Annotated in this window: 27 protein-coding genes, 1 tRNA gene and 2 pseudogenes; 20 read left to right on the top strand and 10 right to left on the bottom strand. The window is 65.3% G+C overall.

Annotated features, from left to right (window positions below):
* The 10 genes and pseudogenes from EAO80_RS11530 to EAO80_RS11485 all read left to right on the top strand — a co-directional run.
* Positions 1-170: pseudogene (locus EAO80_RS11530) on the top strand (phosphate ABC transporter ATP-binding protein); the annotation flags it as partial.
* Positions 171-842 carry a phosphate signaling complex protein PhoU gene (gene phoU, locus EAO80_RS11525; protein ID WP_122090036.1) on the top strand — a complete coding sequence of 224 codons (672 nt, stop codon included), beginning with the start codon at positions 171-173 and terminating at the stop codon, positions 840-842.
* A 193-nt stretch (positions 843-1,035) separates the two neighbouring features.
* On the top strand, positions 1,036-1,161 hold the full coding sequence (locus EAO80_RS20640; protein ID WP_281273036.1) for an FAD-binding domain-containing protein: 126 nt from the start codon (positions 1,036-1,038) through the stop codon (positions 1,159-1,161).
* A gap of 118 nt (positions 1,162-1,279) precedes the next feature.
* A complete protein-coding gene (locus EAO80_RS11515; protein WP_122090034.1) occupies positions 1,280-2,215 on the top strand; it encodes a UbiA family prenyltransferase in 936 nt (311 codons plus the stop codon).
* An 85-nt stretch (positions 2,216-2,300) separates the two neighbouring features.
* A complete protein-coding gene (locus EAO80_RS11510; protein ID WP_122090033.1) occupies positions 2,301-3,953 on the top strand; it encodes a histidine kinase N-terminal 7TM domain-containing protein in 1,653 nt (550 codons plus the stop codon).
* A 70-nt stretch (positions 3,954-4,023) separates the two neighbouring features.
* The gene (sod, locus tag EAO80_RS11505) at positions 4,024-4,635 is read left to right on the top strand and encodes a superoxide dismutase (protein WP_122090037.1); all 612 of its coding nucleotides are present in this window, start codon (positions 4,024-4,026) and stop codon (positions 4,633-4,635) included.
* 70 nt (positions 4,636-4,705) lie between these two features.
* Complete coding sequence (locus EAO80_RS11500; RefSeq protein ID WP_122090032.1) at positions 4,706-4,990, top strand: DUF5827 family protein; 285 nt, start codon at positions 4,706-4,708, stop codon at positions 4,988-4,990.
* A 197-nt stretch (positions 4,991-5,187) separates the two neighbouring features.
* Positions 5,188-5,931: an FAD-dependent thymidylate synthase gene (gene thyX / locus EAO80_RS11495; protein WP_122090031.1), complete on the top strand. Its 744-nt coding sequence runs from the start codon at positions 5,188-5,190 to the stop codon at positions 5,929-5,931.
* Complete coding sequence (locus EAO80_RS11490) at positions 5,928-7,148, top strand: CaiB/BaiF CoA transferase family protein (RefSeq protein WP_122090030.1); 1,221 nt, start codon at positions 5,928-5,930, stop codon at positions 7,146-7,148. Before thyX ends, EAO80_RS11490 begins: the two co-directional genes overlap by 4 nt.
* 356 nt (positions 7,149-7,504) lie before the next feature.
* Positions 7,505-8,767, top strand: a complete 1,263-nt coding sequence (locus EAO80_RS11485) for a right-handed parallel beta-helix repeat-containing protein (protein WP_245998599.1) — start codon at positions 7,505-7,507, stop codon at positions 8,765-8,767.
* Between the two features lie 13 nt (positions 8,768-8,780).
* Here EAO80_RS11485 and EAO80_RS11480 read toward each other — a convergent pair whose 3' ends face one another.
* Positions 8,781-9,518: an SDR family oxidoreductase gene (locus tag EAO80_RS11480; RefSeq protein ID WP_122090028.1), complete on the bottom strand. Its 738-nt coding sequence runs from the start codon at positions 9,516-9,518 to the stop codon at positions 8,781-8,783.
* A gap of 88 nt (positions 9,519-9,606) precedes the next feature.
* Here EAO80_RS11480 and EAO80_RS11475 point away from each other — a divergent pair, with 88 nt between their 5' ends.
* The 3 genes from EAO80_RS11475 (at position 9,607) to thiE (ending at position 10,927) form a co-directional block, all read left to right on the top strand.
* Positions 9,607-10,041, top strand: coding sequence for a helix-turn-helix transcriptional regulator (locus EAO80_RS11475; RefSeq protein ID WP_122090027.1), 435 nt, complete (start codon positions 9,607-9,609; stop codon positions 10,039-10,041).
* An 88-nt stretch (positions 10,042-10,129) separates the two neighbouring features.
* Positions 10,130-10,204, top strand: a tRNA-Glu gene (locus EAO80_RS11470).
* 75 nt (positions 10,205-10,279) lie between these two features.
* Positions 10,280-10,927 (top strand): thiamine phosphate synthase, encoded by a 648-nt coding sequence (gene thiE, locus EAO80_RS11465; protein WP_122090026.1) that lies wholly within the window; start codon positions 10,280-10,282, stop codon positions 10,925-10,927.
* A 31-nt stretch (positions 10,928-10,958) separates the two neighbouring features.
* Here the strand turns inward: thiE and EAO80_RS11460 are convergent, their stop codons facing one another.
* On the bottom strand, positions 10,959-11,690 hold the full coding sequence (locus EAO80_RS11460) for a hypothetical protein (protein WP_122090025.1): 732 nt from the start codon (positions 11,688-11,690) through the stop codon (positions 10,959-10,961).
* A gap of 56 nt (positions 11,691-11,746) precedes the next feature.
* The gene (locus EAO80_RS19755) at positions 11,747-11,887 is read right to left on the bottom strand and encodes a DUF7563 family protein (RefSeq protein ID WP_162993983.1); all 141 of its coding nucleotides are present in this window, start codon (positions 11,885-11,887) and stop codon (positions 11,747-11,749) included.
* Positions 11,888-12,009: 122 nt separating this feature from the next.
* On the opposite strand from EAO80_RS19755, the gene EAO80_RS11455 reads away from it, so the two are divergent.
* Positions 12,010-12,384 (top strand): DoxX family protein, encoded by a 375-nt coding sequence (locus EAO80_RS11455; RefSeq protein ID WP_122090024.1) that lies wholly within the window; start codon positions 12,010-12,012, stop codon positions 12,382-12,384.
* 5 nt (positions 12,385-12,389) lie between these two features.
* Here EAO80_RS11455 and EAO80_RS11450 read toward each other — a convergent pair whose 3' ends face one another.
* The gene (locus EAO80_RS11450; protein WP_122090023.1) at positions 12,390-13,454 is read right to left on the bottom strand and encodes a Gfo/Idh/MocA family protein; all 1,065 of its coding nucleotides are present in this window, start codon (positions 13,452-13,454) and stop codon (positions 12,390-12,392) included.
* Between the two features lie 104 nt (positions 13,455-13,558).
* Between EAO80_RS11450 and EAO80_RS11445 the strand changes: the two genes are divergently transcribed.
* Positions 13,559-13,807, top strand: coding sequence for a glutaredoxin family protein (locus EAO80_RS11445; protein WP_122090022.1), 249 nt, complete (start codon positions 13,559-13,561; stop codon positions 13,805-13,807).
* On the opposite strand, the gene EAO80_RS11440 is transcribed toward EAO80_RS11445, so the two are convergent.
* The gene (locus EAO80_RS11440) at positions 13,796-14,746 is read right to left on the bottom strand and encodes an AIR synthase family protein (RefSeq protein WP_122090021.1); all 951 of its coding nucleotides are present in this window, start codon (positions 14,744-14,746) and stop codon (positions 13,796-13,798) included. The genes EAO80_RS11445 and EAO80_RS11440 overlap by 12 nt on opposite strands.
* A 155-nt stretch (positions 14,747-14,901) precedes the next feature.
* Between EAO80_RS11440 and EAO80_RS11435 the strand changes: the two genes are divergently transcribed.
* The 4 genes from EAO80_RS11435 to EAO80_RS11420 are packed head-to-tail and all read left to right on the top strand — an operon-like array spanning position 14,902 to position 16,328.
* Positions 14,902-15,243 carry a hypothetical protein gene (locus EAO80_RS11435; RefSeq protein WP_122090020.1) on the top strand — a complete coding sequence of 114 codons (342 nt, stop codon included), beginning with the start codon at positions 14,902-14,904 and terminating at the stop codon, positions 15,241-15,243.
* Positions 15,244-15,290: 47 nt separating this feature from the next.
* Entirely contained in the window at positions 15,291-15,656 is a 366-nt protein-coding gene (locus EAO80_RS11430; RefSeq protein WP_122090019.1) for a fluoride efflux transporter FluC, read from the top strand.
* Positions 15,653-16,006 carry a fluoride efflux transporter CrcB gene (gene crcB / locus EAO80_RS11425; protein ID WP_122090018.1) on the top strand — a complete coding sequence of 118 codons (354 nt, stop codon included), beginning with the start codon at positions 15,653-15,655 and terminating at the stop codon, positions 16,004-16,006. Before EAO80_RS11430 ends, crcB begins: the two co-directional genes overlap by 4 nt.
* 31 nt (positions 16,007-16,037) lie before the next feature.
* Positions 16,038-16,328, top strand: coding sequence for a winged helix-turn-helix transcriptional regulator (locus tag EAO80_RS11420; protein ID WP_122090017.1), 291 nt, complete (start codon positions 16,038-16,040; stop codon positions 16,326-16,328).
* A gap of 378 nt (positions 16,329-16,706) precedes the next feature.
* Here EAO80_RS11420 and EAO80_RS11415 read toward each other — a convergent pair whose 3' ends face one another.
* Both EAO80_RS11415 and EAO80_RS11410 read right to left on the bottom strand, forming a co-directional pair.
* Positions 16,707-17,141 carry a DUF488 domain-containing protein gene (locus EAO80_RS11415; RefSeq protein ID WP_122090016.1) on the bottom strand — a complete coding sequence of 145 codons (435 nt, stop codon included), beginning with the start codon at positions 17,139-17,141 and terminating at the stop codon, positions 16,707-16,709.
* 41 nt (positions 17,142-17,182) lie between these two features.
* On the bottom strand, positions 17,183-17,428 hold the full coding sequence (locus tag EAO80_RS11410; RefSeq protein WP_122090015.1) for a hypothetical protein: 246 nt from the start codon (positions 17,426-17,428) through the stop codon (positions 17,183-17,185).
* A gap of 111 nt (positions 17,429-17,539) precedes the next feature.
* Here EAO80_RS11410 and EAO80_RS11405 point away from each other — a divergent pair, with 111 nt between their 5' ends.
* Positions 17,540-18,349: an alpha/beta fold hydrolase gene (locus EAO80_RS11405; RefSeq protein ID WP_122090014.1), complete on the top strand. Its 810-nt coding sequence runs from the start codon at positions 17,540-17,542 to the stop codon at positions 18,347-18,349.
* On the opposite strand, the gene EAO80_RS11400 is transcribed toward EAO80_RS11405, so the two are convergent.
* The 3 genes and pseudogenes from EAO80_RS11400 to EAO80_RS11390 all read right to left on the bottom strand — a co-directional run.
* Positions 18,340-19,107, bottom strand: a complete 768-nt coding sequence (locus EAO80_RS11400; RefSeq protein ID WP_122090013.1) for an enoyl-CoA hydratase/isomerase family protein — start codon at positions 19,105-19,107, stop codon at positions 18,340-18,342. The genes EAO80_RS11405 and EAO80_RS11400 overlap by 10 nt on opposite strands.
* Positions 19,108-19,156: 49 nt before the next feature.
* A complete protein-coding gene (locus EAO80_RS11395) occupies positions 19,157-20,653 on the bottom strand; it encodes an ATP-binding protein (RefSeq protein ID WP_122090012.1) in 1,497 nt (498 codons plus the stop codon).
* 99 nt (positions 20,654-20,752) lie between these two features.
* A pseudogene (locus EAO80_RS11390) lies at positions 20,753-20,927 on the bottom strand (transcription initiation factor IIB); the annotation flags it as partial.

Raw genomic sequence — 20,927 nt, 5'->3', positions numbered from 1 at the left:
ACACGGTCGTGATCGTTACCCACAACATGCAACAGGCCGCCCGCATCAGCGACAAGACGGCCGTCTTCCTGACCGGCGGCGAGCTCGTCGAGTTCGACGACACCACGAAGATATTCGAGAACCCCGCCCATCAGTCGGTCGAGGACTACATCACGGGGAAGTTCGGATAGATGGCCCGAAACGAGTACCAACAGAAACTCGACGAACTCCGCGAGAGCGTCATCGAGATGAGTGATCTCGTCTCCGAACGCCTCGATCTCGCGCTTCGTGCGCTCGAAACCCGGAACGAGGCGCTCGGACAGGAGGTGATAGAGCGCGATCACGAGATCAACGAGCGGTACCTCGACCTCGAACGTCGGTGTACGAACCTGATCGCGCTCCAACAGCCCGTGGCGGGCGACCTGCGCTTTATCGCCGCTTCCTTCAAGATCATCACCGATCTCGAACGGATTGCCGACCTCGCGACCAACCTCGGGGAGTACGCCGGGCGCGCCCGACGGGAGGTCTATCCGGACGTCGACGTCGCTCACATCGGCCAGCGGGTCCGCGAGGCGCTCGCCGAGGCGATCGACGCCTACGCCGAGGAGGACGTCGCGGCCTGCTATCGGATCGCGGAACGAGACGACGAGGTCGACGACCTCTGTTCGCGTGCGAGCGAACTCGTCATCCGCGATCTCATCGACTCCGACCTCGACGACGGGACCGAAGTGGAGCGCCTCTTCGAGGAGGTCTCCCGGCTGCTGCTTACCGTTCGCGACCTCGAACGCGTCGGCGATCACGCGGTCAACATCGCCGCGCGGACGCTGTACATGATCGAAAACGACGACGAACTGATCTACTGACCGGATTTCTCAGGACCGATTCCCGCCGACGGACCACAGGTCGGTCCGGATCCGTGTTGACCGTCGACGTGGGAACGAGCCAGCGTCGCGAGGCGTCCTAGATGTGCGACCGTGTGTGGAGGGTCGTTACCTCTGCAACGAACGACCTACTGATCGATCAGCGGCCGGACTACGGGTATCTCCGGGAGTTCCGGTGGAAAACGACACCGGCGGCTGGCAGTGGACGACGAGTATGGGAATCACCACCCGCCCTTCCTTCAGTGTGTTCGAGTCCGTGACCTATAGCGAGCGCTACGGCCCCGACGCGGTGTACCGCTAGAACGCGCCCACGGCGGAAAGTGGGTCGGCCCAGTTCAATTCGGCTTGCTTCATCTCATATATTTTCTAGTTTATTTGTAACTAGAAACATCTGTTCGGTTGACCAACCATATCATGCAATGGTACGACTCTCGATCTCGAACGGAGACGAACTGGAGACGCTCCGGCGGTGGTTCGACCGTCTCCGCGAAACACAACCCGGACGGGTGATACAGGAAGCGTACGCAGTCTGCGTTCAGTGCTCGTTGCTGCTTGCGGCCGTCGGGGCGAGCAAGGTGGCGGTCGTCTCGCTGCTGCTGTCGCTTCCGCTGAACGTCGCCGCGGGGGTGGCGTTTCTGGTGACGCTCGCGGTGTACAACCACAACAAACTCACCGACCTCGAGGAGGACGCCGTCAACGATCCCGAAGGGGCCGCCTTCTTCGACTCTCGAAAGGGACTCTTCACCGTCCTCTCGGTCGGGGCCTACGCGTTGGCGCTTGGCCTGTCCGCCCTTGGGGGCCCGCGGGCGTTCGCGTTGGCGTTGTTTCCCGGTGTCCTGGGCGTGCTCTACAGCAGTCGGTGGCTGCCGGGTGCGGGACCCGATCGGCTGAAGGACGTGCTGCTTGTCGGGACCGGCGCGGTCGCGCTCGCGTGGGCGGTCCCGCTCGCGCTCCTGCCGCCCGCGGTCGGGGGACAGGGGATCGGTCTCGGCGCGCTCGTCGTCCTGGGCTTTTTCTTCCTGCGAACCGTCGTCGCCGTCGAACTGTTCAACGTTCCGGACGTGGCCGGCGACCGGCGAAACGACGTCGGGACGCTGCCGGTCGCACTCGGCGTTCGACCCACCCAGTACGTGCTGAGCGGGCTCAACGGCTGTTCGTTCCTGTTGCTCATCGGTGGCGTCTCCGCCGGAGTGCTCGCGCCGGGCGCCCTCGTCGCGACCGTCGGCCTCGTCTACTCGGGGGGGCTCGTGGCCCTGATCGGCCATCAGAACGTCGAGCAGCTCTGTCTCGCGAGTTACCTCGAACCCCCGCTCATGCTCGGGGCCCTTCTGGCGGGTACCGGTCTCGGGATTTGATTTAACTCTACGTGAGTAGATAACTTATAAGACCGACCGCGGTGTCGGATCGAACATCGACGGGACGGGATCCCGGGATACCCCGATGATACGACTCACACCGGCGACCGGTGCGATCGCAGGCGCGGTGGTGACCGCCGGGAGCGTCGCGGTGCTGGCCTGGCGGGAACGCCCCGAACCCGGCGCGGGCACCCTCGCCGTGCTGATGCTCGCGGCCGCGTGGTGGTCCGGAACGCATCTCGGGATGCTCCTTGCCGAAACCATGTCGGGCGCGCTGTTGTGGGCTCGCCTCCAGTGGTTCGGGAGCGTGGGAATCCCAGTGGCGTGGGTGCTCTTCGCGTTCGAGTACACCGGCAACGACAGGTACGTCAGACCGTCGGTCGTCGCCGGCCTGCTCGTCCTTCCGGCGCTCACGATCGTACTGCTGTGGACGAACGACGTCCACAACCTCGTTCGCGTGAACGCGCAGCTCGTCGAGGACGGCGGCTATCTCGTTCTCGAATCGGTGTGGGGACCGTGGTTCTACATTAGCGTTGCGTACGCGTACCTGCTTGCGGCCGCCGGGACGGTGCTGTTCGCCCAGCTCGCGGTGACCTCGTCGTTTCTCTACCGAAGCCAGGCGGTCGCGTTGCTCGTCGGGGCGGCGCTCCCATGGCTCTCCCATCTGGTCTATCTCCTCGACGTCGGCGAGGACGTCGGCCTCGGGCTGATGGCCACCTCCTTCAGCGGAACCGGCCTCGTCCTGTTGTTCGCGCTCACACGGGGAAAGCTGCTCGAGGCCAGCCCGGTAGCGAGCCGCCTCGCGAGCGATTTCGTCATCGAGGGGCTCGACGACGGCGTCGTGGTCATCGACTCGCGCGACCGGGTGGTCGATCTGAACCCCGCCGCGGCGTCGATCCTCGGGACGGGGTCGAGAAACGCCGTTGGCCGCCCGGCCTCGGCGGTCCTCGCGGGCTACGAGGAGGACTCGGAAACCGAGTCGGACGTGGCGATCGAAACCGCCGACGGGACGCGGTACTTCGACGTCCAACTCTCGGCCCTCCGGGACTACCACGATCGGCTGGTCGGCCGGGCCGCCGTACTCCGGGACGTCACCGACCGACGCCGACGCAACCAACGGCTCGCGGTGCTCCATCGGATCCTCAGACACAACCTCAGAAACGAGATGACGGTCATTCGGGGCCACGCGGAAGGGCTCGACGACGAGCACGGCGAGACGATCGAGGAAAGTGCGAGCCGGGTGATCGGACTCAGCGAGAAGGCCGCGAAGGTCGAACGGATGGCCACGGACGACGAGGAGGCGGAGCCGATCGACCTCGCCGATGCCGTCGGAGACGCACTCCAGTCGCTCGAGGAGGAACACCCCGAAACGGCGTTCACCGTCGGGGATCTCCCGGGGGTGGGCTGCCGGTCGACGGTGGGAACGGCCGTCCTCAACCTCATCGAGAACGCCGCCGAACACAACACGAACCCCGATCCGAAAGTCCGGATCGAGGCGACCCGCGAGGGCAGCGAGGTCCGGATCACGGTCGCGGACAACGGGCCCGGCATTCCGCCGATCGAACGGAACGTGCTCGAAAACGACAGCGAGACGCCGCTGCGACACGGAAGCGGGATCGGCCTCTGGCTTGTCAGCTGGGCCGTCGACACCGTCGGCGGCAGCGTCGAGTTCGCGGACAACGAGCCGACGGGGAGCGTCGTCACACTCCGCGTGCCGCTCATCGAGCCCGGAGAATGATGTACGGTAGCATGGGGCTTCTAAAGCTTTAACAGCGCGGACGGCGATGATGGAAGTGGAGGAGATCACAATGCCAGAGAAATCAAACGCCGAACTACCGCCGCTTCCGTACGACTACGACGCGCTCGAGCCGTCGATCTCCGAGCAGGTCCTGACGTGGCATCACGACACGCACCATCAGGGCTACGTCAACGGTCTCAACAGCGCCGAGGAGACCCTCGCGGAGAACCGCGAGTCCGGCGACTATAGCTCGACGGGAACCGCACTCGGTAACGTCACCCACAACGGCAGTGGACACTACCTCCACACGCTGTTCTGGGAGAACATGAGCCCCGAGGGCGGCGACGAGCCCTCCGGCGAACTCGCCGACCGCATCGAGGAGGACTTCGGCTCCTACGAGGGCTGGAAGGGCGAGTTCGAGAAGGCCGCCACTACCGCGAGCGGCTGGGCGCTTCTGGTTTACGACCCCGTTGCGAAGCAACTTCGTAACGTCGCGGTCGACAAGCACGACCAGGGTGCGCTCTGGGGCGCACACCCCGTACTGGCGCTCGACGTCTGGGAGCACTCGTACTACTACGATTACGGCCCGGACCGCGGCGACTTCATCGACGCGTTCTTCGACGTCGTCGACTGGGACAACCCCGAAGAAGAGTACCAGAAGTGCCTCGACCACTTCGAGTAACGCCCTAGACTTCACCGTTTTTTCGCCGCCGCACCGTGAGCTTTAGTGGCGTCTCCGTTCAATCTCTCCTATGCCCAAACCCAAAGACGAGTTCGACGGGCTGTATCCCTGTGATTTCTACACCGCAGAGGAGCTATTCGAGCCCGGGGAGATGTACACCGTCTACGAGATCGGGCGCCTGCTCCAGGGGCTCGATCCCGAGTCCGAACTCGAACCCGACACCGAGGCCGTTCTGTTGGACTGGGCGATCCCGTGGGTGGTTGCAAACAGCGAGGATCTGGTGGTCGGCAACCCCGTCGCGGAGGACCAACCGGGCTACTACGGGTTGAAACGCGAGGACGACCGCCGGGATTAGAGTCGCGCGGCCCGTCGGCCAGTTCGATACCACGCCGTCGAACTTCGTGCCCGCGTCGATGAGGACGGTTCGCTCGCCGCGTACGAGAAACGCGTTCTGGTGACGGCCTGAACGCCCGCCGCGAGGGTCACGATCGGATACGGTGGGACCGGACGGAGATCGATAGTCCCATGTCCCGCTGTGACGCCTGCTGGAACATGGACGTTACGCTGCTCGAAGCCACCGAGGACCCCGAGCGGGTCATCTGTCTTGGCGCGCGAAACGACTACATGAGCGGGTTCGTCGGCGATCAACCCTTCGAGGAGGTCATGGAAAGCGTCAACGGCCAGACGCTCACGGAGAAAAAGGAAACCCTGATCGGTCACCTGCTCTCGCACGGTCACTTCGGCCCGTTCGAACACCCCCAGATCACGGTCGCGGTCAAGGGGATCTCCCGGTCCTGTATGGCCCAGCTCACCCGCCATCGCCACGTGAGCTTCGACGTCCAGTCGATGCGCTACGTGGCCTTCGACGACGTGGATCCCACCGAGGTCCGAAACGGCGAGATGGTCGTCGTCCCGCCCTCGGCGAGCGATCCGGACTGGGTGGGTCGCAACCAGAAGAGCGGGGCGGTCGACGAGGAAACGGTGAACGAACGCAAGCGGGTGTTCACCGAGTCGGTCTCGCGGTCCGTCGAGGAGTACCAAGAGCTCCTCGAGCTCGGAATGGCCCCCGAGGACGCCCGGTTCGTCCTGCCGATCGGCACCGAAGTCAATCTCGTCATGTCGATGAACGCCCGTATGCTGATGCACGTCGCCGACATGCGCGCTGCCGCGGACAGCCAGTGGGAGATCCGGGAACTGACCGAGAAGGTACTGGAGATCGCCGCCGAGTGGTGTCCACTGACCTTCGCGTACTACGACGAGCACATGAAGGGCCGGAAGAACCGCCTCGCGCCATGACCGGCGAGGCCCGCGACGCGACGGGTGAGGGGCCCCTGTCGGGGCTCACCGTGCTGGACTGCTCGCAGGTGCTCGTCGGGCCGTTCTGTACGATGCAGCTCGGGGATCTGGGCGCGGAGGTCATCAAGGTCGAACGGCCCGGCGTCGGCGATCAAACCAGGGGATGGCACCCCCCGCGCTTCGGCGAGGAGGGCCCGAGCGCCTACTTCGCGAGCGTCAACCGGAACAAGCGCTCGGCCACGCTGGACCTCGGGAGCGAGGCGGGCCAGGAGGTCCTGCGGACGCTGGCCGCCGAGGCCGACGTCCTCGTCGAGAACTTCCGGGTCGGAACCATGGAGAACTGGGGACTGGGATACGAGGCGCTCGGCGAGGTCAACCCCGAGCTGATCTACTGTTCGCTGTCGGGCTACGGCGAGTGGGGGCCGGATAGCGAAAAACCGGCCTACGACCTGATGATCCAGGCCGAGGGTGGGATGATGAGCATTACCGGCGAATCGGGCGGCGATCCCGTCCGCGTCGGCGTCGCCATCGCCGACATCGGCGCGGGGATGTACGCGACCCAGTCGATCCTCGCGGCGCTGCTGGCCCGCGAGCTGCGTGATACGGGCGGTCAGAAGATCGACGTGAGCCTGCTCGACGCCCAGGCGGCCTGGATGTCCTACATGGCGACGAACTACTTCGCGAGCGGCGAGATACCTGGAAAAATGGGCAGCGCCCACCCGACGATCGTGCCCTATCAGGCGTTCGAGACCCGCGACGGCCACGTCGTCGTCGCGGCGGCCTCGGAGAAGCTCTGGCGGGCGTTCTGCCGGGCGATCGGCCGCGAAGACCTCGCCGAAGAGGGGCGCTTCGAGACCAACGCAGACCGGGTCGAGCACCGCGAGGAGCTGGTCCCGATCCTCGAACGCGAGCTCGCGACTCTCACGACCGAGGAGGCGGTCGAACTCCTGATCGACCACGACGTCCCCGCACGGGCGGTCAACGACATGGCCGACGTCTTTGACCATCCCCAGATCGCCGCCCGCGGCATGCGTCGAGAGGTCGTGGGCCCATCAGGGAGCATCGAGATGCCCGGGAGCCCGATGTTCCTCTCGGAAACGACGACCTCGATTCGCCGTCATCCCCCAGAACTCGGCGAGCATACCGAGGAAATCCTCCGGGAGACCGGCTACGTTGCCGAGGAGATCGACAGGCTGCGCGCCGAGGACGTCGTCTGAGATCGGTCGTCATCTCGCGTCCGAACAGAAGCGCCCGATATCACAATAATTTCTTTGTAAATAAATAAAATTTAATCTATTATTTAATATAGAATTAGATAATAACATCTCAAAATACATTCTTTTTGAGTTTCGTATCGGATAGAATGAATACACTGATACACGCTAAATCGACGAAAAGAGGGCTCTAAAAGGGATTTCTCGTAGATATATATCACAAATCAGCTACAATTATTTTTAAGTTTGTTTTTACATTCGAAAATTTAGTTCGGTATCTTTATTCACCATTACTGGTCGGCGAGAGATACATGCGCCGTACGAATACCACGGGCGGAGTTGACGCGAATCGACGACGAGTGTTACAGACGGTCGGTGGGGCCGCACTCTCGTTCGGACTGGTCGGGACGGCGGCGGCCGACGAGGAGTACGGGACCGTCGTCGACATGGTCGAGGTCGGAGCCGACCCCACCGGATCCGAGCCGATCGACGACGTCTTTCACGAATACGCCGGGGACGACACCTTGCTCCGGTTCCCCGAGGGTCGATACCGGGCGAACGACCTCAGCCTCTACGCGCTTTCGGAGTTCGCCATGGTCGGGAAGGGCGACGTCACGCTGGTCCCGGGCGAGGACTACGACGAGGAGCTCTGGATCGGCGGGGCCGAGACCCGGAACCTCCGGATCGAGAACTTCACGATCGACGCGACCCACGAGGGCGTCGCCCCCGAGGTCGTCGTCAGCGCCACCGACGGCCTCGTGGTCCGCGATCTCCGGAAGGAGGGCTTTCACGATGGCGGGACGGCCTTCGGATTCCGGACGCTCGACGAGGACGGCCACAGCCTGATCGAGAACCTGCAGGCGACCGACGGCGGCTCAGGGACGGGCGTCTACGTCAACACGACCGGTTCGATCACGTTTCGGGACTGTGAGATCGAGGGCTTCGCGGACAACGGGCTGTACGCCTCCCATTCCTCGGGGCCCGTCTCCGTCGAGGGCGGGCACTACGCCAACAGCAACGTGGCGCAGATTCGTCTGGGGAGCGCCGGCAGTTCCGTCGAGGACTGCGAGGTCGTCGTCGACGAGCAGCCCGACGGGTTCGGGAACATGCGCGGCATCCGAATCGCGGACGGCTCCGGTCCCGTGGGTATCGAGAACTGCGAGATCAGCGTCGAGAATGGCCAAGGAACGGGCGCCGTCGTCGGCGCGTATTCGGGCGGTTCATTCGATCTGCGGAACACCCGCATCCACGTCGGCGAGGAGTACACTACCCGTCGCTCGGACGGCTCGCGCACCAGCTACGCGGTCTACGTCGACGACGCCACCGCCGTCGACGCTGGTACGAGAACGATCGAGAACGTCTCGGTCACCGGTGGTGGGAGCTACCGGGGTGCGATGCGCTTCTCGCGCGATGACAACACGATCGAGAACGTCTGTATCAGCCAATCGGGGACGCGCCGGAACGGCATCGTCTTCGAGGGTGCGGGCGACAACGAGGTCACCGACACGATGATCGACGTGACTGGCGAGGCGGTCGTGCTGAACGACGGGTCCACCGCCGACGAGACCGGGATCGACACCGCAGGGAGCTGTCCGCTTCCCGATACCGGCTCCGACGACTGAGCGAGGTCCCGTTTCAGAAGTTCTCGAACTTGTCGCGTCGATAGAGGTCGAGTTCGCTCACCGTCGAGTTCTGCTGGCCCGCGGCGAAGACGACCGCGTCGGCGATCTCCTCGGGCTCGGTGACCTCGCCCTCCCCGAATCGCTCCTCGAAGGACTCGCCCGAGGCGCTCCCGAACTCCGTCCGTACCTCCGAGGGGTTGATCACCGAGACCGCGACGTCTTCGTCGCCGACGCTGGCTTGAACGCTGTGAGCGAACCCCCGGGTCCACCATTTGGTCGCCGCGTAGACCGGGTTCGACGGCCGGGGGAAGTGCCCGGCGAAACTCCCGATGAAGATCAGGTTGCCCTCCGACTCCTTCAGGTGCGGCAGGGCCGCCCGCGTCGCGAAGAACATCCCGTCGACGTTGGTGTCCTGCATGAGACGATAGTCCTCAGTCGAGAGCGATTCGACCGCGCCGCCCCGGCCGAGCCCCGCGTTGTTCAAGAGGACGTCGAGACCGCCGAAGCGCTCGACCGTCTCGTCGACCATCGCCTCGACGCTTTCCTCGTCCCGGACGTCCGTCGGAACGACGAGCGTTTCGATGCCGTACTCGGCGAGATCGTCGGCGAGATCGTTCAGCCGTTCCTCGCGGCGTGCAGCGAGCGCGAGATCCACCCCTTCGCGGGCCAGTGCGTGGGCCGCGGCGGTTCCGATCCCTGAACTCGCGCCGGTCAGCAGTGCCGTACGTCCTTCGAGCGAGAGCGTCTCCATACCTCTCCCTCGGCGGCGAGCGTGTTTACTGTTCGCCTCTCGTCCCGGGCACAACACCTTTTACTGATGACGTATATTGTATCTGTATATGCATCGGATAATTGAACAATCTTCGACGTTGCCACTGTCGGTTCCGAATCCGCTGTCGGCGATCGTAGAGTGGGTGACGGCGGTCGGGATCGGACTCCTGATCGTATACGGAAGTGTCAGCGCATGGCGCCGATACGAGGACGCCTCGACGGACGAACCGTCCGCAGAGGTCACGCATCGATCGGCCCCGTCGAAGGACGTTCTCACGAACGAAGAACAGGTACTGCGGCTGCTCGACGATAACGCCGGTCGGATGCGCCAGACGCGGATCGTCGAATCGACCGGCTGGTCGAAGGCGAAGGTGAGCATGCTGCTTTCGGAGATGGAATCGGACGGGGCGATCGGCAAGCTCCGGGTGGGACGCGAGAACATCATCAGTCGACCCGGTTTCGAGCCCGATGCGACTCGATCGGCGCTCGAGTTGGAGGCCTGATCGTACGATAGCGCCCGACACACCCGCCGGAAAACGCAACCGTTAAACGACTCTCGGAGCTATCGAGGAGTGCGAAGGAGACAAACGAGCTCCGTTGGTGTAGCCCGGCCAATCATATTGCCCTCTCACGGCAATGACCAGGGTTCGAATCCCTGACGGAGCACTACGGCGGCTTTTCCACGACAGCAAGCCGACCGAACCCGGGTAGTTCTTTTCGTGCCTCCCGTAGCGACCACTCGTGAGTCGAGCTTACAGCACATATCTCGTAACGGAGGCGGACCTCTCGGCGGGACGTTCGACCCGCGAGATCGTTGCGGCGGCCATCGACGGGGGAATCGACGCCGTCCAGCTACGGGAGAAGCACACGACCGCCCGCGAGCGGTACGAACTCGGGATGGAACTGAGGGAGCAGACCCGCGAGGCGGGGATCGACCTGCTGGTCAACGACCGCGTCGACATCGCGGCCGCGATCGACGCCGACGGCGTCCATCTAGGTACCGACGACCTCCCGATCGACGCTGCGAGGTCGATACTCGGCCACGATGCCGTCATCGGGCGCTCGGTTTCGACGGTGGAGGGAGCGCGGGCGGCGAAAGCGAGCGGGGCCGACTACCTTGGGGTGGGGGCGGTCTTCACCACCACCTCGAAAGCGGACGTCGAGGCAACGAACAACGGGATCGGCGTCGAGCGCGTCGCGGAAATCGCATCGGCGGTCGACGTCCCGGTGGTGGGGATCGGCGGCGTAACTGCTGAGAACGCCGCGTCGGTGATCGAGGCGGGAGCGGACGGCGTCGCCGTCATCTCAGCGATCACGGCCGCCGAGGACTCCGTCAATGCGACTCACGAACTGCGAACGGCCGTCGAGCGCAGACTGGAAGGACGGTGAGGGTGCGAAGACCGACGGCGAACGCTGGGTGTTAGTCCGTCCCGAACCCGCTGCCGGTTCCCTCCTCACCCTCGATCGCGATCGTCCCGTTCTCATCGGAGTCGGCTTCGGCGGTTTCGTTCGCCTCGTCCTCCGGCTCGTCGTCAGCCGGTTCGTCCCCGTCATCGATCGGTTCGTCCTCATCGTCGGAATCGCTGGGATCGTCGGTATTCTCGTCCCCGGTGTCCTCGTTTCCTCCCTCGGAATCCGTTTGCGACCCCGCGTCTTCTGCCTCGTCCGTCTCATCCGGTTCTCCGGCATCCACCGGATCGGACTCGTTCGCCTGCGTGTCCTCGTCCTCGTCGGTTTCCTCGACCGATTCTCCCTGATCGTCATTGTCGGGCGGGTCCGCTTCACCCGAGTCGAGGATCGGTTCGTCCTCGGCGTCGTCCGAGTCGCCGGATCCACCGTCGCCGTCATCGTCGTCGACCCCATTACCGCCGTCGTCGGAGGCCGGCTCGCCGTCCATCCCCTCGCCCGGAGCGGTGCCGTTCTCCTCGTCGGAGTCGGTCGGTCCGGTCGCGCCGCTCGGGTCACCACCGGAGTCGGACGAGCCCGCGGGCTCGGAAAGGGTCGGGAAGCCGTGCAGTACGCCGCCGATCCCGACGATCACGACGGAGATGACGGCCATCATCACTACGAAGGTGACGAACGTCCCCGCGTCGGGAGCGTCCGGCTCCTTTTCGCTGCGTGGCTTCGGGGGGCCACGAAGGCGTGACGACATCGCTTGTCCCCCCGTTTGTCGGTGTGTTACTTGTACGTGACGAGGTCCGACGGGCGCTACCGTCGGGCCGGCGCACCGTTGATGATTGCGGTCATATCGGTACAGGCCGGACAGCCGTGGACTTCGCCGTCGTTTCCGGCGAACACACGTTGGAACCGCCCAGTTACGTGTTCGCCGCATGTGGCACAGGTTGGCATCTGCATTCCCCGTGGTCACGTACTACCGACCCTGTTATCAATTTGTCCCGTCAATCAAGTGCTACTTCAGGGCTGCCGATACCCGGCGGCTTTTGGGCCTCGCAGGCCTACGGCCGGTGTTCATGAGCAAGGACACACCGTCGCTGCTCGGCCGACTCCTGTTCGGCGGGAGTCTCGCCGCGCTCGCGTACAGCAATTTCCAGGAACTCGAAGCCATGATCGGCTACGCCGACTCGAAGGACGTCCCCGAAGCCGAGAGACTAGTCCCCTTCGCGAGCGGGATGCTCGCTTTCGGCAGCCTCGCCGTGATCCTCTGGCGGGTCCCCCGACTGGCCGCCGGCGCGATCGCCGGCTTCCTCGTCGGCGTGACGCCGCTGATGCACGACTTCTGGAACGCGGAAGGCCAGGAGCGCGACACCGAACAGACGAACTTCCTGCAGAACGTCGCACTTCTCGGCGCGGCGCTCGTCTTCCTCGGTCGAGCCAACGAGGACTGAACCGGCTACTCGACTCGAACCGACGTCCCTTCTTCCGCGGAGCGATAGATCGCGTCGATGACCCGCTGGACGGTCAGCGCCTGCTCGACCGTGTTGAGTTCGGGTGCCTCGCCGCGGGTGACGCTTTCGGCGAAGAGTTTGTCCGTCGCCGCCCAGCCCGTTTCGGGGAGACTCCCCTCCAGTTCGGAGCGCACGAAGTGGTCCGTCCCCTGATGGCCGGTCTCGAACATCTCCAACTCCTCCTCACCGAGGCTGAGGCGTGCGCCCGCGTCGGTGCCCCGGACCGTGAACTCGTTGGTCGGCTCCTGAGAGGCGGCCCACGAGACTTCGAGCGAGATCGTCTGGCCCGACTCACACCGGATCAACGCCGTAACGGAGTCCTCGACGTCGAACTCGCCGTCGCCGGTGCCCCAGTCCTCGGGATCGGCGTAGTCATCGCGGCCCGCGAAGTTCGACCGGCTGATCCCCATGACCTCCTCGACGGCCGGGAAATCCAGCAGGTAGAGCGCGAAGTCGATGGCGTGGACGCCGATGTCGACGAGCGCGCCTCCGCCCGCGAGTTCCTTCGAGGTGAACCACGTTCCCAGTCCGGGAACGCCCCGCCAGCGGACGTAGTTGCCCCGGATGTGGGTGATCTCGCCGAACATTCCCTCCTCGTCGTAGCCCTTGACCATTTCCGCGGCCGCCGACAGGCGGTTGTGGAAGTTCACCGCGCAGAACCCCTCCGAATCGCGCGCGGCCGCACCGATCCGTTCCGCACTATCGAGGGTGTGGGCGAGCGGTTTCTCACAGAGGACGTCAAGCCCGCGTTCGAGCGCGGCAACGACCGCCGGTTCGTGGAACTTGTTCGGGACCGAAACCGCGACCGCATCGAGGTCCTCCTCGTCGTACATCCGCTCGAACTCCTCGTAGGTCGCCGCGTCGAACCGGTCGGCGAAGTTCTCGCGGGCCTCCCCGTCGAGGTCGGTGCCGGCCACCACGTCGTGGCCGAACTGCTCGGTGTTCTCGGCGTGGACCTGTCCCATGAACCCGAGACCGACGACGCCGAGTCGGATTGGCTGCTGACTCATGACTCGGCTCACTCGACTATGAGTGAATACACTGTCGATCCCGAACCGTTCTGCCGACGTCGAGAACCGAAACGCCCCTGTCGATCCCGCCCCTCCTTTCGACCGTGACCGAACCAACCGAGATCACCGTCTACACCCGCGAGGACTGCCACCTGTGTGCGGAGGCGATCGGGACGATCGAGGACGTGGCCGAGGAGACTGATGCCGACGTGGATCTCGCCCTCGTGGACGTCGACGAGGCGGGCCTCGAAGCGGAGTACGGCGAGCGCGTTCCCTACGTGTTCGTGGAGGGGCGCCCCGCGTTCAAGTACCGCGTCGATCCCGACGAGCTTCGGGCGAAACTACGCCCATAGCTCGTAGAGGTCGTCCCGGACCGGCTCGGTGATCCGCTTGCCGTCGAGCGAGAGGGCAGGTTCACCCTCCCGTACCGTGCCGATCGCGCCCGCCTCGATCCCCGCCGAATCGAGCGCGGCGAGCGCCTGTTCGACCAGTTCCTCGGGTATCGTCGCCAGTAGCGCGCCCGAGCCGAATACCTTCAGCGGGTCGACGTCCATCGCCCCGCAAAGCTCGCGGGTACTCTCGCGGACCGGGACACGGTCGCGCTCGATCTCGACGCACACGTCGGAGGCGACCGCGAGTTCGAGCGTGCCGTCGACCAGCCCGCCCTCGGTCGGGTCGTGCATCGCGGTGGCGTCCTCGCGGAGGATTCGGGCCTCGGGGAGGACGCTCAGCTCCGAAAACAGCGCCGCCCCGCGATCGAGGAGCTCCGAGGGAAGGGAGACCGACCCTCGAAAATCGGTCGCGAGGATGGCCGTGCCCTCGATTCCCGCGCCCTTGGTGAGGATCACGGCGTCACCCGGTTTCGCACCTCCCGTCGGGACGTACTCGTCGGCGAGGCCGAGACAGGTGAGCGCCACGAGCGGGCGGTCGCGTTCGGGGGCGTACTCCGTGTGGCCGCCGACGATCGAGACGCCGACCTCGCGGGCCGCCTCGTCGAGCTGCGTTACGACGGCGTCGAGCGAGGCGTCGTCGGGCAGGAAGACCGCCGCGGTGAGCCAGCGGGGCTCGCCGCCCGAGGCGGCGACGTCGTTGCAGGCGACGTGAAGGCCGATCTCGCCGATGCGTTCGGCGGCCAGCGAGACGGGGTCGGTGTTGACCACGAGCAGCTGCTCGCCGATACGGATCGCGGCGGTGTCCTCTCCGTAGGCCGGACCGACCAGCACGTCCTCGTCGTCGACGCCCGTCCGGGCGAACACCTCGGACAGGCGATCGAGATCGAGTTTACCGATCATACCGTCTAGACGTGTCGCCACTCATTCGACACTGTCGGTTGGGATTCGCCCGCCTCGACCGCCGATCGTTCGAGGCCGTGTCGTTTCGAATGAAACACGATTGTCTGACGGATAGCTGACTGAGTTTCAAGAGGGTCCCCACCAGACAGGTGATTATGGATTCGTTATCCGACCATACCTCTCGCCGTTCCGCCGGGCGGCGCGGGTCCGATCGCGGCTCCGGCGGCTCGGTGTCCCTGATCAACAGGGCCCTCCTGTTGATCGGCGCACTGCTGTTCATCAATGGCGTCAGTATCACATTCATCGCGGTCCTCATACCCTTCGCCATCAGTAGCGCTATCGTCATCACGTTCGTCACGGCTCTGACCGTTATGGGCGCGCTCACCTTCATCGCGAAGCAGAACCCCGCGAGAACGTGGGCGATCGTCGAGACCGCCCGCCCGGTGATCGAGTCGCTGACCGATCGCGACCGGCCCCGCCGTCAGGGCGGTCTGTAACGCGCGGTTCGACTTCTTTACTACCCTCCGTCGAGAACCGACAGCCGATGACGACCTCGCGACCGCTCGCCATCGGACTGATCGCGCTCGGGGGGTTTCTCGGTTCGATCGCCCGATACGGCGTAGCCTTGCTCACGCCCGGGCTGCTGGCGACGTTCGCGGTCAACGTCACCGGCAGTTTCGCGCTCGGGTACGTCTTCTACACGACGGCGACCAGCGACCGGATCTCCCCGCGGGTACGGCTGTTCGTTGCGACCGGCTTTCTCTCCTCGTACACCACCTACAGCACCTTCGCCCTCGAAACGGCGACCGCATCGCCGCTGTGGGGGGTCCTAAACGCACTCGGAAACTACGCCTGTGGGTTCGCCGCGGTCCTCGTGGGGCGACACCTCGCGCTCGGAGGGTCACGATGATCGAGGCCGTGTTGGTCGGCGTTGGCGGGGCGATCGGTGCGGTACTGCGCTATCTCGTCGGGCTCGCAGTCGGCCCCGTATCGGGGCGATTTCCGGCCGAGACGCTCGTCGTGAACGTCGTCGGGAGCTTCGTCCTCGGTTGGGTGACGTTCGGCCCGGTCGACGGGAACCTGTCGCTGTTCGTCGGGGTCGGTGCCTGTGGCGCGTTCACGACGTTCTCGTCGTTCTCGGTCGATACGGTCCGGTTGGTGGAAAACGAGTCGGCCGCCCTCGCCGCGATCTACGCGGGGGTGAACGTCGCGCTCTCGGTTGGGGCTGTCCTCGCGGCCGCGCTCGTCGCGACAGTATAGGTTTTACATACCCGCTGCTCACAGAAGGAGTATGGCAACCGAGGAAATCCCGTCGAAGTTGGCCGCGCTCGCGGAGAAGATGGCGTCCGAGTACCGTGACTCGGAGTACGAGATCGCCCTCGCGCTCGCGGCCGCCGAGGGACCGCTGACGACGGAAGAGCTCGCCGAGGAGACGGGCTACACCGAACGGACGGTCAAAAAGCGGGTCGGAACTCTGGAGGAGGAACTCGGTGGGGAACCGCTACTCCAGCGCGACGAGGAGGATCGGCCGGTCTTACATCCGGCGCTGGCCGAAGCCGTTCGGGCGCAGGCATCGGCCTGATCGAAACGACCGCCGTTCGCTCTTCGTTTCCGGTTCGTTCTACGAAAGAAGTACGCGACGCGATCCGGGAACGGCCCGGATCGCGCGGCGATCGTGGGGGGGAAAGGTGATCGCCAGCGTACCGTGAATGGCGATGTGATCGCCATCGAGAGTGCGATGGGGGGGGGTGGCCTCTGACAGGCACAACGGCCGTCTCCGTGACGGCATATTTCGCAAGGAGGTATGGGTATAAATACTTTCTGCGTGACATCGGAATATCAAATAATATATATTATTCTCGAACGAACTATGGCGGCGTGCGTCGGCCCGACCGCGGAGTCGGCGGTGGTTTCGAAACTGTCGTTCCGGTCGTCGTCGAGGGCGGTATGACGGTCTCGTTCACGTATCGGAATCGAGTCGGCTTTCGATCACCTCGACGAGCAGGTGGCGGTGACAGCGTTTGGTCGACTTCCCGTAGCAGACGAGGACGAGTCGCTCGCCCGCCGCGATTCGGTCGACGAGTTCCGAAAGCACCTCCTCGGCGGCGTCGCGTCCGAGATGGTTCCGATAGCGCTCCTCGAACCCCACTTCGTCCCACGCGGCGTTGTGTGCACCCTCGTCGCACATCCCGCGCATCTTCAGGTCCTCGTGCCGACGCTCGAACCCCTCCATCAATTCCTCCGGCGGGCCGAGCTCGGGGCGGTTCTCGTCGACCGACCCGGATAACCCTGCCGTTGGCTGACGGACGACCCCGATTCGGGTCGCGTCTCCCACGTCGGCGAAACCGTGGACGAGTGCGGCGTGATAGGTTTCGGACACCCTCTCACGGGCCATATCGATGGATGGAACCCCAGCGGGAAAAACGTCGTCCGGGGCTACACTCGGAGTCCGGTCCCGAGCCCGAGCGAAACGAACAGAGCGCCGAACAATAGCATGACCGCCGAACCGATTCCAAGACCTATGACCAACCGTGCCTCCGTGAGAGCGCTGTCGATTCCCCGGGTCAACAGGAGCCACCCCAACGCGAGCCCGACGACCACGAACACGCTCCCGATGGCGAACACGAGAACCCGGGCGAGGGTTCCCGACGGTCCGGGTGGAAGTCCCGCGTCCTCGGTCATGCCGGATCTACGGTCGCCCGGATAGATAGCGCTACTGGCCGACGTTTTTACCCGCGCGTGCCGATTATCGACCGTGAACACTCCGCCGGCGACCACACGGGGTGACGGACGGTGATCGGCATTCCCGTGCGGCGCGGACGGTGGGCCGACCACCCCTACATCGCGGTCGGGGGCGGTCCCCGGACGCTCCTCGTGATCCCCGGTCTCAACGACCCGCTCTGTCGGGTGACGGATCGGTGGTGGTTCAGTCTGCTGGTCGCCACCTACTGCAGCCGCTACACGGGACGGCACACGGTCGCGATGGTGAGTCGGCCGCCCGGTGTCGCGGAGAACGCGACCACCCGCGAGCTAGCGGCGGGTTACGCGAACGTCCTCAAAGAGACCGGCCCCGCCGACGTGATGGGTCTCTCGATGGGCGGATTCCTCCTCGCCCATCTCGCGGCCGATCACCCCGAGAACGTCGAGCACGCGGTCTTCGGGCTCGCGGCCGACCGACTGGGTGCCCGCGGGCGCGCGGTCGTCGAGCGCTGGTGCGAACACGCGAGAGGCGGCGAGTTTCGACCGATCTACGCGGAGGCGGCGGACGCGGTCACAAGCGGTCTCCGCGGCCCGATCGTCCGGGGGGCGGCAGGGCTTTACGGGCGATTGGCCACGCCCTCGCCCGACGACCGGCGGGACTTCCTCGTCTCCGCCGAGGCCTGCCTCGCCCACGATGCATCCGACCGTCTCGACGGGATCGACGTCCCGACGCTCGTGATCGGGGGGACCGACGACCCGTTCTTCTCCGCCGAGCGGTACCGCGAGACCGCCGCCGGGATCCCCCACGCGCATCTCGTCGAGATCCCGGAGGCGGGCCACGAAGCCGTCCTCGATCGCCGACGCGAGTTCGACGGCGCGATCCGCGACCTCCTCTACGAGTGAAACTCCGGTTCGCGATCCTCTAGAAACGCCGCGACGCCTTCGGCGTGCTCCTGTGTGCCGTAGGCTTGGGACTGGACGACGTTCTCGTAGTCCAGCGCGTCGCCCCATCCACGCCCGAGGTTCGCGTGTATCGCCCGCTTCGCAAGCCCGATGGTGCGGGTCGGACGCTCGTGCAGGGTATCGAGCAGGTCGTCGATCCGGTCAGCTAGGGCGTCCTCGGCGACGGTTTCGTTGATCAGCCCGAGCTCGGCCGCCTCCGCTGCGTCGAAGAACCGTCCGGTAAAGGCGAGGTCCTTCGCCGCCCGCAGACCGATCAAGTGGGGAAGCAGGAACGTGCCGCCGGTGTCGGGGATCAGCCCGACCCGGACGAACGCGGCACTGAAACGCGCCGATTCGACCGCGTAGGCGAAGTCGCTGAGCGCGACGATCGCCATTCCCGCGCCGACAGCGTCGCCGTTGACCCGCGCGACGATCGGCACGCGCGAGGCGAGGGCTTCCTCGGCCAGCCGGCCGAACGCCTCGTCGATGCGCTCGTAAGCCGCCTCGGGCGTGTCCTCCCGCTCGGCCATCGACTCGACGTCGCCCCCGGCGCTGAAGGCCCGCCCCTCCCCGGTCAACACGATCGCGTCCACCTCGTCGGGATCACAGTCGGCGAGGAGATCCGCGAGTTCGGCGGCAGCGTCGGTCGTGAAGGCGTTCAGGGCTTCGGGACGGTCGAAGACGATCCGGCGAATACCTGCCTCGTCGGTGGTCTGCATGGGCGATGGATGCGGACCGGGAAGGTAAACCCTCGCGTCGAAGTGTCGATCAGGACGCGAGCGGGTCAGCGCTCCCGAGGACGAGGTCGCGCGCGGTCGACGAGAGCGTGTATGTCCCGTCGGAGCGTCGCTCGACGCAGGAACACCCCCGGAGTTCGAGCAGGAGCGTCCAGACGTGCTGAAAGGGCGCCGTCACCTCCAATGCGACCTCGCTCGCGGTTGCGCTCTTCCGTTCTGCGAGCGCCTCGATCACGGCCCACGTCTGGGCCTCGGTACAGAGCGACCGCCGGCTCGCGGCTTCGATCTCGGCGGCGATCCCCGCGGCCTCGGTGTCCGCCGATTCGTCCGCGACAGCCGACCGGCTGGCGTCGACCTCCGAGCCGTCTCGGCCGTCCGTCCGCCGGTCGAGCCGCTCGTGCAGTTCCTCGATCTCAGCTTCGAGCGCGGTGTTCTCCGAACGCAGCCGGTCGAGTTCGTCGTCCATCGTCGCCTCGGGTAGCGTGGTCTGGGCCGGCTCGTTTGCGGCCGTTCCCGACAGGGCGTCGGCCATCTGTCGGGCGGCCTCGCTCACGTCGCGGGCGGATTCGAGTTCGCGTTCGAGCTGGTCGATCCGCCGGTCCCGCTGGGCGAGCTCGCGTTCGAGTTCCGCGACCCGCTCGCGCTCGCGCTGTTGGTCCTCGGTGATAGACTGGAGGTCGTCAACGAGGCCGTCACCCACGGATTTGAGATCGGGACGCTCGAAATCGTCGAGTCCGGGGGTCGCACCCGCGTCGAAGGTCCGCTTTCGCTTGAACCGCACCCGCCGGACGTCCCCGTCGGTCCAGTCGGTCTGGAGAAATGCCTCCCCGGCGTCGAGTTCGGCAACCCGCTCGCCGTACTCGCCCCCGACGATCCGGCCAACGACCTTGGTGTCGTTGTCCCAGGTCAAACGATGCCAGACGAGCCAGTTGGCCTGGGTGATGAAGTCCTTTTTCACGTCGGCGGGGCGCTGGCTGATTCCCACTATGCCGAGCCCGTGTTTGCGCCCGCGCTTCCCGACCTTGATCAGCATTCGGCCCGTCTCGTCCATCCCTCCTCCTTCAGGGATGTACTCGTGGACCTCCTCGACGACCAGCAGGAACGGTTTCTTGAGTTTCTTTTCCTTGGCGAAGAGGTGGCGAGCGGTCTCGCGCAGCAGTTCGTTCGCGGCCCCCTCGTCGAGATATCCCGAAACGTCGAGGATGGTCGGGACGTTCTGCTCCAAGGCGAGTTCGGCGACCTTCTCGGCGTGTTCGGGCCCCACCTGGATGTCACACTCCTCGTCGGCGCCGGCGTGCAGTAGCTCGTACTCCTCTTTGAGCCCGTAGTACTCGCCGTCCGTATCGACGATCAGAACGGGATAGCCCGCTTCAAGCAACTCCTCGACGACGACGCTCGCGGTGTTGGATTTTCCCGATCCCGACTTGCCGGTGATGAATCCCCGACCGGTCAACAGCTGAACGACCGGCATCTCGACTGCTCGCTCGCCGCCGCTCTCGGTGCCGACCGGTACTCGCTCCTCGCTCATCCGTTGCCTCGCGCGGTCATTACCCGAGACCTATCGGCTTCGTCACTTAACTCCTGTTGCCCGCGGAGGGTGAGAAAAGACGACCCGTTGCCGTCGGCGCTACTGCAGTCCCATCGCTTCGATCTGTTCTTGATACCGGTTCCGGATGGTGACTTCCGTGACCTGGGCGACGTCGGCGACCTCGCGCTGGGTCTTCTTCTCGTTACAGAGCAGCGAGGCGGCGTAGATCGCCGCGGCGGCATAGCCCGTCGGGGACTTCCCCGAGAGCAGGCCC

Source organism: Halalkalicoccus subterraneus, from assembly GCF_003697815.1.
In the GTDB taxonomy this organism is placed as follows: domain Archaea; phylum Halobacteriota; class Halobacteria; order Halobacteriales; family Halalkalicoccaceae; genus Halalkalicoccus; species Halalkalicoccus subterraneus.
The sequence above is the reverse complement of the archived record's forward strand: the minus strand, read 5'-3'. Positions and strand labels throughout refer to the sequence as shown.

What these genes read in the sequence shown, in the direction of transcription:
- phoU (WP_122090036.1), top strand. Translation starts at nt 171, where the DNA reads ATGGCCCGAAACGAGTACCAACAGAAACTCGACGAACTCCGCGAGAGC.
- EAO80_RS11515 (WP_122090034.1), top strand. Translation starts at nt 1,280, where the DNA reads ATGGTACGACTCTCGATCTCGAACGGAGACGAACTGGAGACGCTCCGG.
- EAO80_RS11510 (WP_122090033.1), top strand. Translation starts at nt 2,301, where the DNA reads ATGATACGACTCACACCGGCGACCGGTGCGATCGCAGGCGCGGTGGTG.
- sod (WP_122090037.1), top strand. Translation starts at nt 4,024, where the DNA reads ATGCCAGAGAAATCAAACGCCGAACTACCGCCGCTTCCGTACGACTAC.
- EAO80_RS11500 (WP_122090032.1), top strand. Translation starts at nt 4,706, where the DNA reads ATGCCCAAACCCAAAGACGAGTTCGACGGGCTGTATCCCTGTGATTTC.
- thyX (WP_122090031.1), top strand. Translation starts at nt 5,188, where the DNA reads ATGGACGTTACGCTGCTCGAAGCCACCGAGGACCCCGAGCGGGTCATC.
- EAO80_RS11490 (WP_122090030.1), top strand. Translation starts at nt 5,928, where the DNA reads ATGACCGGCGAGGCCCGCGACGCGACGGGTGAGGGGCCCCTGTCGGGG.
- EAO80_RS11480 (WP_122090028.1), bottom strand. Translation starts at nt 9,518, where the DNA reads ATGGAGACGCTCTCGCTCGAAGGACGTACGGCACTGCTGACCGGCGCG.
- EAO80_RS11475 (WP_122090027.1), top strand. Translation starts at nt 9,607, where the DNA reads ATGCATCGGATAATTGAACAATCTTCGACGTTGCCACTGTCGGTTCCG.
- EAO80_RS11460 (WP_122090025.1), bottom strand. Translation starts at nt 11,690, where the DNA reads ATGTCGTCACGCCTTCGTGGCCCCCCGAAGCCACGCAGCGAAAAGGAG.
- EAO80_RS19755 (WP_162993983.1), bottom strand. Translation starts at nt 11,887, where the DNA reads ATGCCAACCTGTGCCACATGCGGCGAACACGTAACTGGGCGGTTCCAA.
- EAO80_RS11455 (WP_122090024.1), top strand. Translation starts at nt 12,010, where the DNA reads ATGAGCAAGGACACACCGTCGCTGCTCGGCCGACTCCTGTTCGGCGGG.
- EAO80_RS11450 (WP_122090023.1), bottom strand. Translation starts at nt 13,454, where the DNA reads ATGAGTCAGCAGCCAATCCGACTCGGCGTCGTCGGTCTCGGGTTCATG.
- EAO80_RS11440 (WP_122090021.1), bottom strand. Translation starts at nt 14,746, where the DNA reads ATGATCGGTAAACTCGATCTCGATCGCCTGTCCGAGGTGTTCGCCCGG.
- EAO80_RS11435 (WP_122090020.1), top strand. Translation starts at nt 14,902, where the DNA reads ATGGATTCGTTATCCGACCATACCTCTCGCCGTTCCGCCGGGCGGCGC.
- EAO80_RS11430 (WP_122090019.1), top strand. Translation starts at nt 15,291, where the DNA reads ATGACGACCTCGCGACCGCTCGCCATCGGACTGATCGCGCTCGGGGGG.
- crcB (WP_122090018.1), top strand. Translation starts at nt 15,653, where the DNA reads ATGATCGAGGCCGTGTTGGTCGGCGTTGGCGGGGCGATCGGTGCGGTA.
- EAO80_RS11420 (WP_122090017.1), top strand. Translation starts at nt 16,038, where the DNA reads ATGGCAACCGAGGAAATCCCGTCGAAGTTGGCCGCGCTCGCGGAGAAG.
- EAO80_RS11415 (WP_122090016.1), bottom strand. Translation starts at nt 17,141, where the DNA reads ATGGCCCGTGAGAGGGTGTCCGAAACCTATCACGCCGCACTCGTCCAC.
- EAO80_RS11410 (WP_122090015.1), bottom strand. Translation starts at nt 17,428, where the DNA reads ATGACCGAGGACGCGGGACTTCCACCCGGACCGTCGGGAACCCTCGCC.
- EAO80_RS11400 (WP_122090013.1), bottom strand. Translation starts at nt 19,107, where the DNA reads ATGCAGACCACCGACGAGGCAGGTATTCGCCGGATCGTCTTCGACCGT.
- EAO80_RS11395 (WP_122090012.1), bottom strand. Translation starts at nt 20,653, where the DNA reads ATGAGCGAGGAGCGAGTACCGGTCGGCACCGAGAGCGGCGGCGAGCGA.